The sequence below is a fragment of the Chromobacterium haemolyticum genome, from assembly GCF_002081825.1.
GTDB classification, from domain to species: domain Bacteria; phylum Pseudomonadota; class Gammaproteobacteria; order Burkholderiales; family Chromobacteriaceae; genus Chromobacterium; species Chromobacterium fluminis.
The window spans coordinates 155,724-173,752 of the sequence record NZ_MUKU01000004.1; the positions used below are offsets into that span (position 1 = coordinate 155,724).

General features: G+C 56.6%; 17 protein-coding genes. 13 read left to right on the forward strand and 4 right to left on the reverse strand.

Annotated features, from left to right (window positions below; translation table 11 throughout):
* Positions 1–411 precede the first annotated feature (411 nt).
* The 3 genes from B0T39_RS26110 (at position 412) to B0T39_RS04175 (ending at position 2,294) form a co-directional block, all read left to right on the forward strand.
* On the forward strand, positions 412–1,017 hold the full coding sequence (locus B0T39_RS26110; protein WP_254894485.1) for a lytic polysaccharide monooxygenase auxiliary activity family 9 protein: 606 nt from the start codon (positions 412–414) through the stop codon (positions 1,015–1,017).
* 9 nt (positions 1,018–1,026) lie between these two features.
* A complete protein-coding gene (locus B0T39_RS26115) occupies positions 1,027–1,575 on the forward strand; it encodes a carbohydrate-binding protein (protein ID WP_254894486.1) in 549 nt (182 codons plus the stop codon).
* Positions 1,576–1,766: 191 nt separating this feature from the next.
* Positions 1,767–2,294, forward strand: coding sequence for a cytochrome b (locus B0T39_RS04175; protein WP_081544936.1), 528 nt, complete (start codon positions 1,767–1,769; stop codon positions 2,292–2,294).
* A 130-nt stretch (positions 2,295–2,424) separates the two neighbouring features.
* On the opposite strand, the gene yedA is transcribed toward B0T39_RS04175, so the two are convergent.
* The 4 genes from yedA to B0T39_RS04195 form a co-directional block, all read right to left on the reverse strand.
* Positions 2,425–3,288, reverse strand: coding sequence for a drug/metabolite exporter YedA (gene yedA, locus B0T39_RS04180; protein ID WP_081544989.1), 864 nt, complete (start codon positions 3,286–3,288; stop codon positions 2,425–2,427).
* Positions 3,289–3,374: 86 nt separating this feature from the next.
* Entirely contained in the window at positions 3,375–4,043 is a 669-nt protein-coding gene (gene tolQ / locus B0T39_RS04185; RefSeq protein WP_019101077.1) for a protein TolQ, read from the reverse strand.
* 26 nt (positions 4,044–4,069) lie between these two features.
* Positions 4,070–4,660 carry an L-threonylcarbamoyladenylate synthase gene (locus B0T39_RS04190; RefSeq protein WP_081544937.1) on the reverse strand — a complete coding sequence of 197 codons (591 nt, stop codon included), beginning with the start codon at positions 4,658–4,660 and terminating at the stop codon, positions 4,070–4,072.
* Between the two features lie 55 nt (positions 4,661–4,715).
* Entirely contained in the window at positions 4,716–4,916 is a 201-nt protein-coding gene (locus B0T39_RS04195) for a hypothetical protein (RefSeq protein ID WP_081544938.1), read from the reverse strand.
* 369 nt (positions 4,917–5,285) lie between these two features.
* On the opposite strand from B0T39_RS04195, the gene B0T39_RS04200 reads away from it, so the two are divergent.
* The 10 genes from B0T39_RS04200 (at position 5,286) to B0T39_RS04245 (ending at position 17,850) form a co-directional block, all read left to right on the forward strand.
* The gene (locus B0T39_RS04200; RefSeq protein WP_081544939.1) at positions 5,286–6,224 is read left to right on the forward strand and encodes a KpsF/GutQ family sugar-phosphate isomerase; all 939 of its coding nucleotides are present in this window, start codon (positions 5,286–5,288) and stop codon (positions 6,222–6,224) included.
* A gap of 1 nt (position 6,225) precedes the next feature.
* Positions 6,226–6,999: an ABC transporter permease gene (locus B0T39_RS04205; RefSeq protein WP_081544940.1), complete on the forward strand. Its 774-nt coding sequence runs from the start codon at positions 6,226–6,228 to the stop codon at positions 6,997–6,999.
* Positions 6,996–7,667: an ABC transporter ATP-binding protein gene (locus B0T39_RS04210; protein ID WP_081544941.1), complete on the forward strand. Its 672-nt coding sequence runs from the start codon at positions 6,996–6,998 to the stop codon at positions 7,665–7,667. The genes B0T39_RS04205 and B0T39_RS04210 overlap by 4 nt, the downstream gene beginning before the upstream one ends.
* A complete protein-coding gene (locus tag B0T39_RS04215; protein ID WP_141111077.1) occupies positions 7,651–8,769 on the forward strand; it encodes a lipopolysaccharide biosynthesis protein in 1,119 nt (372 codons plus the stop codon). The genes B0T39_RS04210 and B0T39_RS04215 overlap by 17 nt, the downstream gene beginning before the upstream one ends.
* Before the next feature lie 7 nt (positions 8,770–8,776).
* On the forward strand, positions 8,777–10,423 hold the full coding sequence (locus B0T39_RS04220; RefSeq protein WP_081544943.1) for a polysaccharide biosynthesis/export family protein: 1,647 nt from the start codon (positions 8,777–8,779) through the stop codon (positions 10,421–10,423).
* An 89-nt stretch (positions 10,424–10,512) separates the two neighbouring features.
* Positions 10,513–11,811 carry a CDP-glycerol glycerophosphotransferase family protein gene (locus B0T39_RS24805; RefSeq protein WP_141111078.1) on the forward strand — a complete coding sequence of 433 codons (1,299 nt, stop codon included), beginning with the start codon at positions 10,513–10,515 and terminating at the stop codon, positions 11,809–11,811.
* 15 nt (positions 11,812–11,826) lie between these two features.
* Complete coding sequence (locus B0T39_RS04235; RefSeq protein WP_081544946.1) at positions 11,827–13,209, forward strand: bifunctional cytidylyltransferase/SDR family oxidoreductase; 1,383 nt, start codon at positions 11,827–11,829, stop codon at positions 13,207–13,209.
* Between the two features lie 64 nt (positions 13,210–13,273).
* Complete coding sequence (locus B0T39_RS24810; RefSeq protein ID WP_141111079.1) at positions 13,274–14,452, forward strand: hypothetical protein; 1,179 nt, start codon at positions 13,274–13,276, stop codon at positions 14,450–14,452.
* A 127-nt stretch (positions 14,453–14,579) separates the two neighbouring features.
* Positions 14,580–16,607, forward strand: a complete 2,028-nt coding sequence (locus B0T39_RS04240) for a capsular polysaccharide biosynthesis protein (protein WP_081544947.1) — start codon at positions 14,580–14,582, stop codon at positions 16,605–16,607.
* Positions 16,608–16,617: 10 nt separating this feature from the next.
* The gene (locus tag B0T39_RS04245; RefSeq protein WP_081544948.1) at positions 16,618–17,850 is read left to right on the forward strand and encodes a capsule biosynthesis protein; all 1,233 of its coding nucleotides are present in this window, start codon (positions 16,618–16,620) and stop codon (positions 17,848–17,850) included.
* Positions 17,851–18,029 lie beyond the last annotated feature (179 nt).

Genomic DNA, 18,029 nt, shown 5'->3' on the forward strand with positions numbered 1-18,029 from the left:
AGTGTATAACCTGGCTCCCCGGCTGGCATCTTCCGCGCTGGCGCGTGTCGATTCCGGCCTTCCGGCTTACCGCGAACGTTAATACCACATTAATACCACGTCAATACCATTTTATTGAGGCGCATTATTGTCGGCTTGCTGCATGGCAGCAAAACGACAAACGAATGATTTGGCAGGGAAAAAAGTGAAATCGATGTGTCGTGACCGGCGGGACAGGTCTGGGAATGAGCGTTTTTTGCAAGAATCAAGCAGATGCAAGACCACACAGTAAGCATGGCAATAGTACCTATCGCCAAACTTAAATTAAAAATAGTCGTCCCATTTTAAATCATATGGCATTTCATATGATGATTGGACTGCTCGGCAAACTGCTGGGCGCTTGCATACCACTCGTAGCTCAAAGGAGTCAGAATGAAACCACAACTGCGCCTTCCCGCCGCCCTCGCCCTGGCCTGCCTCAGCGCACCGCTCTGGGCCCACGGCACCATGGAAGTGCCGATCAACCGCACCTACAACTGCTTCAAGGAGGGCGCGGAATCGCCGAAGTCCGCCGCTTGCCAGCAAGCCAAACTCGTAGGCGGCACCCAGGCCATGTACGACTGGAACGGCATCAACCAGACCCCGCGCGGCGATGACCACGCGTCTCTGGTGCCGGACGGCAAGTTGTGCGCCGGCGGCCAGGACAAGTTCAAGGGCTTCAACCTGGGCCGCACCGACTGGCCGAAAACCAAGCTGGTGCCGGACGCCAGCGGCAACTACGAGTTCGTCTACCACGCCACCGCGCCGCACTCGACCAAGTACTTCAAGTTCTACGTCACCAAGAACGGCTGGGATCAAACCAAGCCGCTGAAGTGGTCTGACCTGGATCCGCAGCCCTTCCACACCGTGAACGGCAATCCGCCGCTGGACGCCAACAAGCGCTACCACATGGTCGCCAAGCTGCCGGCCGGCAAGAGCGGCCCGCACATCATTTTTAATGTCTGGAAGCGCGCGGACAGCGAGGAAGCGTTCTACTAGTGCTCCGACGTGATCTTCGGCGACGGCACCAACCCGCCGGAGCCGCCGCCGGTGACCAATCCGTGGAAGGAAATCGGCAAGGTAACCGCTTATGAGAACCTGCCGAACAACAGCACCGCCACCCTGCGCGTGTTCGACGCCAGCGGCCGAGACGCCGAAACCATCCCGGTCAAGCTGGACGCCGTCAGCGGCCAGATGGCCAACTGGCCGTACGAGCTGGGCGTGAAAGTGAACGCAACTTCCAAGGCGATTCGCATCGGCGTGATGAATCAGAAGCAACGCACGGTAAGCATCACCCCGGAACGCAGCGCCACCGCCAACCGCGTGTACCTGAACGACAGCTACAAGGGCTACACCTACCAAATCGACCTGAAAAAGGGCGACGGCGGCATCAACCCGCCGCCGGTGGGCGATACCTGGAAAGAAGGCCTGTCCTACACCGCAGGGCAGATCGTCAGCTATCAAGGCAAAAAGTACCGCTGCCTGCAGCCGCACACCGCCTGGGCCGGCGCGGGTTGGACTCCGTCCACCCAACCCGCTTTGTGGGCGCCGGCTTAAGCCGTCCCGCTCGGCGCGCGGGCTGAGCTCCTGACGCGCTGAACCGCCGGCCTTCCCCTTCTCCGGGAGGCCGGCTTCCCCCACCCCTCCTGCCGCAGGCCATTCCTTGAACGGCGGCCACGCCATGCCCCAACGCAGGCAGGACGGCTGCCGCGCGTCGCCTGCCGGGATTCGCAAGAAAGCCGGTTCCGATGGAAACCTCGATCCAGACCTATCCGCCCCTCGCCGCCTGGCTGCATTGGATTTGCGCCGTCGTGATCCTGTGGGCGATGATCAGCGGCTTCGCCCTCGCCTCCGGCGCGCTGCCGCCCGCCGTCGCCGCGGCGATTCCGCCGTTCAACGTTGCGCTGACCACCCTGCTCATGCCTGTCTTCCTGTTGCGCGTCGTCTACCGCGTCAGCTTCCGCATGCCGCCGCCCGCCGGCATCCCCCCGGCCAAGCACCGGCTGGCGCGCCGCGCCCACGCACTGCTCTATCTGCTGAGCTGTCTATCGCTGGCCAGCGGCTGGCTGATGATGGAGCGGCCGGTCGATCTGTTCGGCCTGATCACGTTGCCGCCCAGCCTGGACCCGGGCACAGGCACGCGCGCGCTGGCCAAGCTGCATTTCGCCAGCAACGTTATGCTGGCCCTGCTGCTGAGCGCGCATATCGGCGCGGTGATCCAGCATCAGCGCCGGGGGCGTCGTCTGTTGCGGCGCATGGCGCTGCTAACAAACTAAAACCTCGCCGGCAAGAGTAAGAACAGACGCAAACCGCCGAGAAAGCGCAATATACCGTCGGTATATGAGCATGTCGAAGCGGTGCTCGCTACGCCACGTCTCACGAAGCGCAGCGGACATGGAAGCGCTGCTAGCGCCGCCAGCTAATCAGCACCACTGCCGCCACGATCACGCTCATCGCCAACATCTCGTGCAAGCCGATATGCTCGCCGAGGAAGACCACGCCCAGCAGAACCGCGATCACCGGGTTGACGTAGGCGTAGCTGGTGGCGGCGGCCGGAGACACCGTCTTCAGCAGATGCAAATAGGCGCTGTAAGCGATGATGGAACCGAATACCGCCAGATAGAGCAAAGCCAGCCAGCCGGACAGCGGCGGCATCGCCAGCAATTTCTCGCCGTAGATCTGGCTGGCCAGCAGCAAAGCCGCGCCGCCGAAGATCATCATCCAGGCGCTGCCCATCGGCCCCTTGGGCTGAGTCAGATGGCGGCTCCAGGCCGAGCCCAGCGCCCAGCCGGCAGAGGCCAACAGCAGCAGCGCAGCGCCGCTGGGGCTGGCCTTCAGATTGGCACCCATATTCAACAACACCATGCCGCACACCCCCAGGCCGATGCCGGCCCACTCCACCTTGCGCGCCTTTTGACCGAACATGCGAGCGAACAACAGGGTGAACAGCGGCACGGTGGCGATCACCAAGGCGGCCACGCCGGAGGACACGTCTTTCTCCGCCACCGTGACCAAGCCGTTGCCCACCGCCGGCATCAGCACGCCCAGCAAGGCTGCGCCGCCCAGTTCGCGCGCGTTCGGCATCGGGTATTTGCGCAAGCATAGATAGGCCAGCATCAGCCAGCCGGCCAGGGAAAAACGCAAGCCGGCCATCATCATCGGCGGCCAGGACTCCACCCCTATGCGTATGCCCAGATAAGTGGAGCCCCAGATCACGTACAGGGCGAAGAAAGCGGCTAAGGTCAGCGGGGGAATGCGCGAAAACGGCATGGTGCGGCTCAAGAAAGTGGAACCGAATACCATGCCGTATGGGAATGTCCGTGGCAAGTCCAATTTTGCCGCGGACGCGGCCAAACTTAACGCGTGGCCAGGCGCTGCAAGATGTTGGAAAACTCTTCCATATAACTGTCGAAGCGGGTGGCCAAACGGTCGACGTCGGTGGCGAAGCGGTTGTAGGCCACCACCGCCGGAATCGCGGCGAACAGGCCGATGGCGGTGGCTACCAGCGCCTCGGCGATGCCCGGCGCCACCGTGGACAAGGTGGCCTGACCGGCGTTGCCCAGGCCGATGAAGGCATGCATGATGCCCCACACCGTGCCAAACAGGCCGATATAGGGGCTGACCGAACCCACTGTGGCGAGGAAGGACGTATGACTGTCCAAGGCGTCCAGTTCGCGCTGCGCCGCCGCCTTCATCGCCCGGCGTGAACCGGCCATGATGTCGGACAGCTCGGTGCCGTTGCGTCCGCGCAGTTTCAGAAACTCGGCGAAGCCGGACTGAAAGATGCGCTCCATGCCCACGGTGTCGCTGCGGCGGCTGGCGTCTTCATACAAGCGGTTCAAGTCAGCGCCGCTCCAGAAATTGCGCTCGAACTCGTCGCTATTGCGCCGGGCCGCGCGCAGCACCGCGATCTTGTTGAAGATCAGGGCCCAGGACAGCACCGACATCAAGGCCAGGCCGGCCATCACCAATTGCACCATCAGGCTGGCGTCCAGGATCAGGCTCAGGAAGGAAATCTGTTGCACGGCAACTCCTCTTGTAATCGCCAGGCTCAGCGCAATACGCGGCCTGTTTCCAAATCAATGATGGTGGACGGTTTGCGCCGCTTGCCGATACGCCCCGGCAGGGTCAACACCCGCCGGCGGAACGCCTCGCGGCAGGCGCGCGCGGTCTTCAGCGATTGCTGGCCGGCGCGGTTGGCCGAAGTGGACACCAGCGCCGTGCCCAAGGTGCGGCACAAGGCCGCCGCCTCGCCATGCGCGGTGACGCGCACGGCGATCTTGTCGTGTTTGCCGCGCAAGGCCGGCGGCACGCGACGCGAAGCCGGCAGCAAAAAAGTATATGGACCGGGCCAGTAGCGCGCCAGTTCCGCGTATTGGCCGGCGGTCAAAGGACGGATCAGGTGGCGGATCTGGGAAACGTCGGCCGCGATCACGATCAGCCCTTTGTGATTGGGCCTGGCCTTGATCGCCAGAATTTTGCGGATGGCGCGCGCATCCAGCGGATTGCAGCCTAAGCCGTAGCAGGACTCGGTGGCATAGGCGATAACCTCGCCTTGCTTCAAGGCCGCGCGGGCCTGCTGTTGCAGGGCGCGGCCGGGCAGACGGGGCAAGGGCCGCACCCGGCCTGGCGTGAACTTCATGATGGACGGCGATGCGAAAGTAAAGCCGCATTGTACCGCTGTCCGCGGCGGCGACCTAGCGCTTCGACGCCTCGTCGTCGACATCCTCCGGCGCCGGCCGCCAAGCGTAGCAGCGTGGCGGCGGACGGTCGCTGTGGAATTGCTTCAACCAATACGCCAGCCGGCGCCAGCAGCGACGTTCATGGCGTAGAAACTGCGCCAGTTGGCGGCGCCAGCTCCCAGGCTCCGCGTCCTCTCCCTCGTCCACTCCAACCATGATCCCTCCCTAGCATATATGCGCCGCGCTCCAGGCAAGAATCACGGCCCAAACGCTGCAATCAGACTTGATAGGAAAAGCCTACAAAATCGCATGTAAATATAAGATTTAAATACCTTGTTTTTTCATTAAATCCTAGAAAACAAACACAAATAAATAAATAAGTTAATTAATTTTAAACTGCAGTGAAAATACCAATAAAAACAGGGAAGAAACCCCGTTTTTTTTAGGACTTTTCCTAATGAGGATATTTCATGCTGATGCTAGCATCATGACAAAACACTAACCCTGCGTCAGCCGACTGGACTTTTACAGCGAACTCGTCTGAACCCTAACGCCGCTGCGCCGCACACCCTATTGGATAAACGCATGAATGCCATTCAAACCGGAATACGCGTCTTGCGCACGCAAGGACAGGCGTTGATTCGACAAGCCGACGCGCTGTCGACGTCCTTCTCCCGCGCCATCGACCTCATGTACGCCACCACTGGCAAAGTCATCGTTTCCGGCATGGGTAAATCCGGCATCATCGGGCGCAAGATCGCCGCGACGCAGGCCTCAACAGGCACCCCCAGCTTCTTTGTCCATCCCGGCGAAGCCTTTCACGGCGACCTTGGAATGATCATGTCCAATGATTGCCCGGTGCTGATATCCAACAGCGGGGAAACCGAGGAAGTGCTGCGTCTGCTGCCCTACCTTCGCCATATCCAGGCCAAAGTCATCGCCATCACCGGCAAGCCAGGCTCCACGCTGGCTCGGCAGGCCGACTTGTCGCTGCCCATCCCGGTGGAGCGTGAAAGCTGCCCCAATAATCTGGCACCCACCACCTCCACTACGCTTGCCCTGGCCATGGGCGACGCCTTGGCCATGGCGCTGATGGAAAGACGCCAGTTTCAGGCTGAGGATTTCGCCCGTTTCCATCCCGGCGGTTCGCTGGGCCGCAAACTGCTGACCAAGACGAAAGACGCGATGCACGCTCGGGTGCCCTCCAACCGCCCCGACGACACCTTCAAAACCATCGTCAGCACCATTACCGAGGGCTGTCTGGGCTTGACCGTGGTGGGCGCGCCCGACGCCCCCGCCGACGGCATCATCACCGACGGCGATTTGCGCCGCGCCATCGAACAGCACGAAGACCTCAAATCGCTGCGCGCGAGCGACATCATGAGCCCATCGCCATTCTGCATTGCCGCCGACGCCCTGCTGTCGGAAGCGGAAGCGCTGATGAGCCAGCGCAAGATCACCGCGCTGCTGGTCACCGATGAGCGCCAACGAACGGTCGGCGTCATCAAATCATTCGATATCTGATATGCGCAGCAGCTTCGACATCATGCGCGCCGCCGTGCACGCGCTACTGCTGAGAGAGTTGAAAACCCGCTTCGGCGAGTATCGGCTGGGCTATCTATGGGCGCCGCTGGAACCGGCGGCGCATATGGCCATTCTTCTGCTGGTGCTTGGCTTCATCGTGCAACGCGCGATGCCCGGCATGTCGTTTCCGGTCTTCCTGGCCAATGGCATCGTGCCTTATATGCTGTTTCGCAACATCTCCCTGCGCTCCTTGAACGCCATCGAGGCCAATCGCGGCCTGTTCAACTACCGCCCGGTGCGGCCGCTGGACGCGGTGTTGGCCCGGACCTTGCTGGAGAGTCTGACCTACGCGCTGGTTTACGCCATATTGATGAGCTGCCTTTGGCTTGCCGGCGAAACCATCCAGCTAAACAAGCTCTCGCTGTTGATCGTGGCCTGGCTGCTGCTGTGCTTGCTCTCCCTGGCCTGGGGCCTGATCTGCATGGTTCTGGGCCATGCGTTCAAGGCAGTCGACAAGCTGCTGCCCATCCTGATGAAGCTGCTCTATTTCCTCAGCGGAATCTTGTTCCCCCTCAGCCTGATCCCCGCCGAATACCGCTGGCTGGTGGAGTGGAACCCTCTGCTGCATGCCTTCGAACTGATGCGGCACGCGGTCATGCCCGCCTACCCAATCAACGACGACAGCCTGGCCTACCTCTCCGCCTGGACGCTGGCCCTGCTGTTTTCCGCCCTATCACTCTATAAAGGCCGGGAACCGGCCATGTTGCGCTCATGATCCAGATACACAAACTCAGCAAGTCCTATAAGACGCCCAATGGACGGTTCCATGTCTTCAAAGACCTCAACCTCGAGATCCCGTCCAATGTCAGCGTAGGCTTGATCGGCCGCAACGGCGCGGGCAAATCAACCTTGCTGCGCATCATCGGCGGCATAGACCGGCCGGACTGCGGCAGCATCGTCACCCGACACAGCATCTCCTGGCCGGTGGGCTTGGCCACCGGTTTTCAGGGCAGCATGACCGGACGCGATAACGTCAAATTCGTCGCGCGGCTCTATGCCCGCAAACACGAACTGAACGACAAAGTCGCCTTTGTCGAGGACTTCGCCGAATTGGGCGGCTATTTCGACATGCCCATCAAAACCTATTCCTCCGGCATGCGTTCCCGGCTCGGCTTTGGGCTGTCGATGGCTTTCCCCTTCGACTACTACCTGGTCGATGAGATCACCGCCGTGGGCGACGCCGCCTTCAAACGAAAAAGCGCGGAGCTGATGCTGGAGCGCCGACGGCACAGCCAGTTCCTGATGGTGTCGCACTCCATGTCCGAACTGAAGAAGTTCTGCGACGCCGGGCTGTTGATCGGCCGTTGCCAAGTCCGCTATTTCCAGCGCATTGATGATGCCATCCAGGCCTACCGGGAAGAAGAAAATGTCGACATGGTTTGATGGTTTCCTGCCTCAGGCCCTGCTCGCCCGCCTTCTCTCGCCATGGGTCTGCATCGGCCTGCCGCTAGCCTTGTGCGGCGGATATTTCGTCCTGATCGCCCAAGACCGCTACGTCAGCGAATCCAAAGTCATCGTCAAACGCGCTGGCGACGGCGGTGACGACCTTAAGCTGAGCACACTGCTAGGCGCCGGCGCCCCCACCGTTCGGGAGGACGCAATGCTGTTGCAGCAGTACATCCATTCGCCGGACATGCTGCAACGGCTGGAGCGGCGCCTGGAGTTCAAACAGGCCTACCGCGCCGCAGGACTGGACTGGCCGCACCGGCTATCGGCATCGGCCAGCAAAGAGGAAACGCTGGCCTTCTATCGCAACAAGGTGGGCGTGCTGTTCGACGATAAAACCTCCTTGCTGACAATACGCAGCCAAGGCTTCACCCCGCAGTTCGCCCAGGGGCTGAATCTCGCCATCCTGCAAGAATGCGAACGCTTCATCAACGGACTTTCGCAAACCATCAGCCGCAACGAGCTTGCCTTCGCCCAACAAGAGACAGAGCGCGCCTACCAAGCCCTGAACGCCGCCAAGGAAGCCTTGCTGAGGTATCAGAACAGCCATGGCCAGCTCGACCCCGTCGCCCAGGCTCAGGCCGCCGGCCAGCTGCTGGCGGAGCTGCAGGCCAAGCAGGCGCAGCTGGAGACGGAGCTGCGCAATTTGCAAAGCTATCTGCAAAGCGACGCGCCCCAGATTACCGCCCTGACCGGCGCGCTCGCGGCGCTGAAAGCGCAGATCCTCCATGAAAAAAGCAAGCTGGCCGCCCCTGAAGACGGACGGCTGAATCGCCAAGCCGCCCAGTACCAGGAACTGAAGGCAAAAGCCGACTTTCAAGCCGACCTGTACAAACTGGCGCTAACCGCGCTGGAGAAAAGCCGCGTTGAAGCCAGCCACAAGCGCAAAAGCCTAGCCGTCGTGAGCTCGCCTCAATTGGCCGAAGACGCGGAATACCCACGCCAGTTTCACACCCTGGCCACGCTGTTGATCGTTTGCAGCCTGCTTTACGGCTGCGCGCGCCTGGCCCTGTCCATCATCGAAGACCACAAGATTTAGCCTCACTATGCAACGCGCCAAGCTCTTTCCGCTTCTCTGCCTGGTCTTGGGCCAGGCCCACGCGCTTTCCCTGCTGCCCGGCACGCAAGCGGAGCCGGAGCCGCCCCCGCGGCACCCCCCCTCCATGCAGGCAACGCCGCAGGAAACCCCGTTCGCCGTCCCTCCTCAAGCACCCGGCCGCATGTTCGGCTCGCAACTCTTTGGCGGCGCCTTTCGCAATAGCGCGGGCCAAGGCTTCAACCCCAACTATCAACTGAGCATCGGCGACCGCATCGCGCTGCGCCTGTGGGGAGCCTTCAACTTCGACGCACAACTGCTCGTCGACCCCCAGGGCAATATCTTCATTCCGAATATCGGTCCAGTGTCGGTCGCCGGCATTCGCAACGGCGAACTGAACACGACGGTGTCCAACCAAGTTCGCCGGGTCTACAAGGCCAATGTCAGCGTATACGCGGCGCTGGACGTCACCCAACCCGTCAAAGTCTTCGTCACCGGCTTCGTCAAACAGCCCGGTCTCTACGGCGGCATCGCCGCCGACAGCGTGCTCAGCTATCTGGACAAGGCCGGCGGCGTCGACGCCGAGCGCGGCAGCTATGTCGACATTCAGATCAAGCGCGGCGACTTCATCCGTCAACGCGTCAACCTCTACGACTTCCTGCTCCATGGCCGGATGGAGATGGCGCAGTTTGCGGATGGCGACGTCATCGTGGTGGGCCCACGCCGGCATACCTTCACGGTCAGCGGAGAGGTGTTCAACGCCTACGACTTCGAGTTCGGGCAAAACAGCATCAGCCTGCAACAAGCCTTGCAGGTGTCACGCCCCAAACCCGGAGCCACCCACGCCAGCATCATCCGCCGCCAAGGCACGGAGAAGCGCAGCGAATACTACCCGCTGGAACAGGCTGGCGACGTGGTTCTACAGGACGGGGACCAGTTGCTGATCAGCGCCGACCGCTACGCCGGCACCATCCAGGTTCGAGTAGAAGGCGCCCATTCCGGCCAACACGCCATCGTGCTGCCCTACGGCGCCAAGATGGCCGACGTGCTGGCCAAGGTACAAGCCAACAGCATGTCCCGAGTAGACGCGCTACAACTGTTCCGCAAATCGGTGGCTGATCGGCAAAAAGCCATGCTGGAACAAGCGCTGCAAAAATTACAGGAAGCCGCGCTCTCCGCTCGCTCCGCCACCAAGGAAGAGGCCGATTTACGGATCAAGGAAGCGGAGCTTATTGAACGCTTCGTGGCCAAGGCCAGCAAGATCGCGCCGCGCGGGCAAGTCGTGCTGAATCAGGAAAACCTGCACGCCACCTTGCTGGAAGACGGCGACGTCATCCGCATCCCGGAAAAGACCAGCGTAGTGATGGTGCATGGCGAAGTGATGTTTCCCAATGCGGTCGGTTGGCAGCAGAGCCTGAAAGTGGGCGATTACATTGAGCGCGTTGGCGGTTACGTTCAGGGCGCGAAAAACGCTCGCCTGATTCTATTGAAGCTGAACGGCGAAACACAAACCGCGACCTCGCGCACGCAGATCGCTGCCGGAGATGAAATTATGGTGTTGCCCAAAATCGAGAGCAAAAACATAGAAATCACCCGTGGAATCTCCCAAATTCTTTATCAGATCGCAGTAGCCGCAAAAGTGGTTTTCAATCTTTAAGCGGCAATCAAAACAAGAAGACACAAATACTACAGTTATTAAAAAATTGCACATCCAACAAACACTCCAACAACTTCAAAGGATAAAGCATGGGAAAGCTGAGAAAGCTCATCACCAATCCGGGGTTATTTTTTTACGACATGGCAAAAAAAAGAGGACGACCAGGAAGCCATGTCCCATCGCTTCCTGAACAAAAAAAACCTATTCAAGCCCAGCCTGCAAACACAACGACAAGCAAAACACCGGCAAAACAGATGCCTAAACCCCCAATGGAAACCATAGACACCTCAGCGATTAACTTCTTCATGCCCGCCTTTTTAATGATTCACACAGGAGAAGGAGAGGCATCCGGCGAATTACACCTAAACTCCTGGATCCCCTATTTTGCGGCATCCGGCTGTCCATTTGTAATTCTCGTCAGGAATATAGCGCTCTACAAATCAATAAGAGCAAAATATCCACTGATCCCTGTTGTTTTCGCAAAAAATCCAATTGATGTTGAGTCCGTAGTAAACCGGCTCCCCGCGCTGAAAGCTTGCTTCTACCCTTCAAATACAGGCAACAACATCCATCTTCTAAGGTTCAATCACTTTGATCATATCTTCATCGGGCACGGGGATAGCGACAAGTCTGCAAGCGCGCATAAGTTCTTCCGCGTCTATGACGCCATATGGGTGGCGGGTCAGGCTCATATTGATCGATTTAAAAATGCCGGTTTTGAACCAAGGCATTTGAATTTCGTTAAAGTCGGCCGCCCTAATCTCAGAGAGATATTGCTTCGTTCTGAAAAGCCATGGAAAGATAGAGTCTTTATTCACAACATACTATATCTTCCGACTTGGGAAGGAACGTTTGAAGAGCAGAATTATTCGTCAACCTTGCTATCCGGCGAGCTGATTCGCTGTGTAAAAAATCGATTCGATGTAGACATGAGTATCAAATTTCACCCAATGACAGGAAATCGCAAGAAAACGCTGTCCAATATCCATAAAGAGCTTGGGGATGCCTTGGCACAACAAGGGATAAATATCGCCATAGAATCAAAAACCACTCCAATCAATCATCTACTAAAAACAGCCAATGTATTTATCTGCGATATATCAGCAGCAGTTTCAGAATGCTTGTCAGCCAATGGCCCTATCTTCGTATTCATTCCACAGGATCGGGAAATAAAGCTCTCCAATAGCGATATGCCTTATGACTATTACTCCTACACATTCCAGAACATAGAGGAGCTCATTGCAAAAATGAGCCAGGTATTGAATGGCGATGACTATTTAGCCGAAAAAAGAATGGAGGCCATAGACTACTTGATTGGCAAACAACAGACATTTAATTCAGAATTCATACAACAGCTTAAATCATTTGAAATGAGCACAATTACGTAAATAGGATTAATCGCTATGAAAAACATTGGAATTATTCTATCAGGCGGTAATGGATCCAGATTTGGCGGGCCCGTGCCAAAACAGTTTGCAAAACTGGCAGGCCGCTGTGTGATTGAATACACCATTGACGCTTTCGAAAACTCTAACGATATCGATGAGATCATTGTTGTATCCAAATCGGATTACATTGAATTTGTATGGAGCTTGGTCAATAAGAATCACTGGGGGAAAGTGATCAAGGTGATTGCAGGAGGAGATGACAGGTTCACCTCTACCTACTCGGCAATTCAAAGCCTTATGAACTATCACAGCCAAACCAAAGTCTTGTTTCACGACTCCGTTCGTCCATTGGTCAATGATCAGATAATCAGGGAGTGCATCAAAAAGTTGGACGTGTTTTCCGCTGTCGACGTCGTCATTCCTTCCAGCGACACCCTAATACAAATTGGCGACGACGGCTGCATCAAAGATATACCGCCTAGAGAATTGATGCGTCGAGGTCAAACCCCACAAGGCTTTTTATTGGAAACCATCCGTGATGCTTATAAATTGGCGATAGAGAAGAATCGTCGAAATTTCACTTGCGACTGCGGCGTTGTGAGGGCGATGTCGCCCCATATCAAAATTGCTACCGCGGACGGCGCCGAAAGCAATCAAAAAGTCACCCACATAATGGACTTGTTCACCATAGAAAAAATGTTGCAAGCCCGTAGCAACTCTTTACGCGTCGACCCTGCTTTGCTGAAAAACTTAAAAAATAAAAATATCGTCATATTTGGAGGGTCTAGCGGTATTGGCAAAGCCATTCATGACTTGGCTACCTTAAACGGCGCCAAGTCATTCTCTGCAAGCCGCAGCCAAAATAGCGTTGACATTTCAAATAGAGAAACTATCAAAGCCTTTTTAAATAGCGTGATAGAGAGCGACGGGAAAATTGATATTGTAATAAACACCGCGGCTCTTCTTATAAAAAAACCACTGGAAAAAATGTCAACGGAAGAAATCAGCGCTATCATTAATACTAACTACTTAGGCATGATCAATATTGCATTGAGCGCTCATAAATACCTGAAAGAGTCCAAGGGAACTCTATTGAATTTCACATCCAGTTCCTACACTAGAGGCCGAGCTTATTATTCACTTTACTCATCCACAAAAAGTGCTGTCGTCAACTTTACTCAAGCCTTGGCCGATGAATGGAGTAAAGATGCAATCAGAGTTAATTGCATCAACCCCGAAAGAACACAGACTCCTATGCGCATCACAAACTTTGGCTTGGAAGATCCCGCCACGCTACTGAAAGCAGAAGAAGTTGCTGAGACAAGCCTACTACTCACTTTGACACGCAAAACAGGGATGATTGTCGACATCAAAAAAGAAAGCGCATTACTCATATAATTCTATTGAAAGCGGCCCTCTCACCTACAGGCGGCCACCCATTGCACCTCAAGAGGAAACTCCCATGCTTCCTTGCAAAACATACATATATATAGATTCAAAAATCACTGGCGCCATTCACCAGTTGGCAAACTTGTTTCACACTTGCGTTTTTGACAAAAACACAATAGTTCTCATAAAAAAATACAAGGAAATCAGTAAAAAATTTTCTGCCACCTTAGAGCATCTTGGCATTCCATATCAATGGATGGAAAAAAACAGCCAAATAGACTCATTAAAAGATGGAATTATATTTTATCCATTTAACGCGCAATCCAATTGTCGAGTTGTTGCCAATAGAAGCATGATACATATTTTTATAACGCATGGAGAGAGCAACAAAAAATCATCAATCAAACCAATCACAAGAATTTACGACTACATTATTGTCGCCGGAGAAGCCGGCATTGATCGTTATCTGCACAGCGGTATCTTCTCTTCACACGACAAGATGCAAGGACGCTTGATCAAACTGGGAGATACATTCTCGGGCCGTATAAATGCTTGCTTCACACTACCAAAGGATGGCGGCATGTTATTTTATGCGCCGACATGGGAGGGAGGGCTGGAGTCCGAGAACTATTCCAGCCTAAGCAATATAGATAATTTCATTAAATTAAAAAACCTAGCCAACAAGCTAGAGGTGAAGCGTATCGTTATCCAAATTCACCCGAATTTAGGGCATAGAAGAAAAAATCATATAAACAATCTATGGATTGGCATTTTCAAACTACTTCAGGCAGGTATAGAGGTAAGGTTAATCAATCCATTTTGCTCAACAAAGCTACCTATCAGGCTTTTTAATATTTTCGATAAATTCAAAATACTGCCAAGAGAGGAGAAGCTTGAAATTTCCATGGCGATTACTGATGTCTCCGCGATGGAAATACAATGCTTAGCCGCCGGCATTCCCGTCTGCGTACTGATTAAAAACGAACTCCGACCTGAGCCATTTTCCACACAACAAGAAAAGCATTACGCCACTTACGGAGTGAATAAAGAAGACGAAATCCCCTCCATCATCTCTCAAAAACCCCATACAAAAAATACGCTTGACATGAAAAATTACTATATCTCGTACGAGCATGATTTTTTAGCGGAAATGCCCATACCCTATAGAATGAGCTGGCTTAGAAAAGTAGTACGATCCAATATTGCAAGCGCCAGATTTCTAAATTATTCAATTCCAAACAAGCACCTATAAAAACATTGAATCATTAAAAGCACGTCAAGAAGAATAAAATTTCTAACTTATTCAATTGATTGATCTTGATGGCGCGCCAGGCGAGCAAGCATCACCCTAATTTAAACCACAACCCAGAAAGACAATCATGACCATTGCGTGCTCCCCTAGCCTCTATCGCCTTCCTCATCTCCCTCAACTCCTTGGCCGCGCCATCGTTTCTATCCCCGTTCGGGCGCCAAAGACAGTCAATGCCGTAGCGGTTTGGGGTCATCGTCCAAGCGCTCGCTACGGTGAAGATTTGGCCATGCGGCTCAATATCCCCGTTCTACGGTTGGAAGACGGCTTCATCCGCTCGCTCGGACTGGGTGTAAAGGGACATCCGCCTTTATCGGTCGTCATGGACAACACCGGCATCTACTATGACTCGACCCGCCCATCTCAGCTGGAACAGCTGATCCTCGGCAGCGTCCTCTCCCCGACAGAACAAACCCGCGCCGCGCTTGGACTATCGTGGATAAGGCAGCATCGCCTGTCCAAATACAACCATGCGCCGGCTCTGGCCCTGCCTCCGAAAAACGGACGCGCGCGCGCGCTGGTGCTGGACCAAACCTCAGACGACGCGTCGGTACGGTTGGGCGGCGCGGACGCACACACTTTTCAGGCCATGCTGGAAGCCGCCAGTCGAGAGCATCCAATGGCGGAAATCTGGGTGAAAACCCATCCCGACGTACTCGCCGGCAAAAAACGAGGTTTTCTGCCGCACCCGCCTCCCAACGTCAAATTGATCGCCGAAGACGCCTGCCCCCAATCGCTGCTGGCCCAAGTGGACGTGGTTTACACCGCCACCTCCCATATGGGCTTCGAAGCCTTGATCGCCGGCTGCCAAGTGGTCTGTTTCGGCATGCCCTGGTATGCGGGCTGGGGACTGACCGTTGATCGCCATCCGGAAATGCCGACATTAAAGTTGCGCCGAAGCCGCCGGCGGACCTTGGAAGAACTGTTTCACGCTGCCTACCTGCGCTATGCCCGCTACATTCAGCCGGAAAGCGGCGAACCCGGCACCTTCTTCGACGTGGCCGAGTGGATTCATCTGAACCGGAGCTTGCGACAGCAGACCAACGGCGTATTGTGGTGCATCGGCATGAGCTGGTGGAAACGCGCGGTGGTGTGGCCCTTCCTGAAGCACCCCGACAACCAGGTCCGATTTATCTCCCAGCCAGGCAAGCTGCCGCAGCAGCCTCCTCCCAACAGCAAGCTGGTGGCCTGGGGCATGGCGCAGGACGCCGCCGCCCTGGCGGCGCGGCGCGGCCTGCCCTTGCTCAGGATGGAAGACGGCTTTGTGCGCTCGTTGGGACTGGGCTCCGATCTGCTGCCCCCCATATCCGTGGTGGTGGACGATGCCGGCCTCTATTACGCGCCGACGCCCCGCTCGCGCCTGGAACGATTGCTCGGAGAACTCCGGCTGGAGCCGCAGCAGATCCTCCGCGCCCAGCGCCTCAGACAACGGCTGCTTGAGCTGCGAATCAGCAAATACAATGTGGGCGACGCATTCGAGCTCGCCGCCGGGGCCGCCGGGAAAACCATTGTTCTGGTTCCCGGCCAAGTGGAAAACGACGCCTCCCTCCGTGAAGGCTCCCCCCGGCTAAAAGACAATCTGTCGCTGTTGCGCGAAGTGCGCCGACTACGGCCGCATGCCTGGTTGGTCTACAAACCGCACCCCGACGTCGCGTCCGGCAACCGTCGGGGCGCCGTCGCCGACCGGGAGATCGCGCGCTTGGCGGACCAAGTGGCGAACAACGCCGACATCCTCGCCTGCCTGGCCGTTGCCGATGAAGTCCACACCATGACCTCCCAGACCGGATTCGAAGCGCTGTTGCGCGGCAAGCCGGTGCACTGCTACGGCATGCCCTTCTATGCAGGCTGGGGCCTGACCTGCGACCATTCGCCCCTGCCCGGCAAGCAGCGACGGCTCACACTGGAACAACTGGTCTATGGGACGTTGATAGCTTACCCGCGCTATGTGATTCCGGGCCAAGCGGGATTCGCCAGGGCCGAGGCCGCGATCGAGCACTTGTGGCGGCACAAACAGCAGTTCAAGCCAAGCCAGACCCGCTCGCACTGGCTGGCGAGACAGTGGCGCAAGGGCCTGGGCCTGTTGCGCACACTGCGTTGAGCACGCGTCCATGCTCGCCGCTCAAGCCCTGCTCTCCCATCACCGCCTGCTGCTATTGCAAGGACCAATGGGTCACTTCTTCAACCAACTGGCAGCTTGGTTGCGCCGCCATGGCGCTCACGTGGCCAAGATCAATTTCAACGGCGGGGATCGGCTATATCACCGGCATCTGGACGCCACCGACTACCGTGGACGCCCTGAGGATTTCACCCCTTGGCTGCGAGCGTTTCTACAGGCTCATCGCATCGACGCCGTCGTCTGCTTTGGCGATTGCCGCCATTACCACCGCGCGGCGGCCCAAGTCTGCAAGGAACAGGCCATGGCTTTCTATGCCTTCGAGGAAGGCTATCTGCGGCCCGACTACATCACCCTGGAGCAAAACGGGGTCAATGCCCATTCCCGCTTGGCCTCCGATCCAGCCGCCATGCTGCGTTATGAGGCCGACAAGCTCCCCACCCCCATCCCCACCAGAGCCTCTTTTCGCCGGATGGCTTGCAGCGCCGCTGCCTATTATGCCGCGGGCTGGTTTTGGCGCACGCGCTACCCGCACTATCGTCATCACAAGGACTTTTCGCCTTTTCGCGAGTGCTTCTGCTGGCTGCGCGCCGGTTGGCGCAAAGCGCTGTATCACGCGCTAGAGCACAAGCTGCGCCGCCGTATCCTGCGGGAATGGAACCAACGCTATTTTCTAGTGCCTTTGCAAGTCTTCAACGATAGCCAGGTACTGCATCACAGCCCTTATCGGGATGTGCGCGACTTCATCGCGGAAGTGATCTTTTCTTTTTCGCAATACGCTCCCGAGCATGCAGCTCTGGTGCTGAAACACCATCCTTTGGACCGCGGACACAGAAACTACGCCACCTATATCCGTGGGCTGGCCCGTCAAAATCATGTCGGATCCCGCGTGTTCTACATCCACGACGGCCATTTGCCCAGCCTGCTGAAACATAGCCTGGGCGTGGTCACCATCAATAGCACCGTCGGCTTGTCCTCCTTGCATCACGACAAGCCTTTGATCACCATGGGACGAGCGCTATACGATATTCCGGGCCTGACTTGCCAAACCGAGCTGCATCGATTCTGGCGCAAGCCAACGCCTCCCCAAGCCCGGCTGTACCGGAAACTGCGTTCCTACCTCGTCAAACATACCCAGTTGAACGGCGCTTACTTTGGCCATTCGCCCTGGCTGAAGCAACGTTTTTCCCCTGACCCGCTCGCGGCAGTGAATCAAACCGTCCGCTAGCGCCGCCCAAGGCTTGGCGGTGTAAACGCCGCTTATTCATACCCCGCCCCAAACCGCTGCCTTTTACAAATCGTCGGCCGGCTTTGCCCACACAGCGCATCACAGAAAACGTATTGAACTCCAGGGGCTTTAAACTCAGAATTGGCAGTTGAGGGACGATAAGGTCAAAAACGCTACCC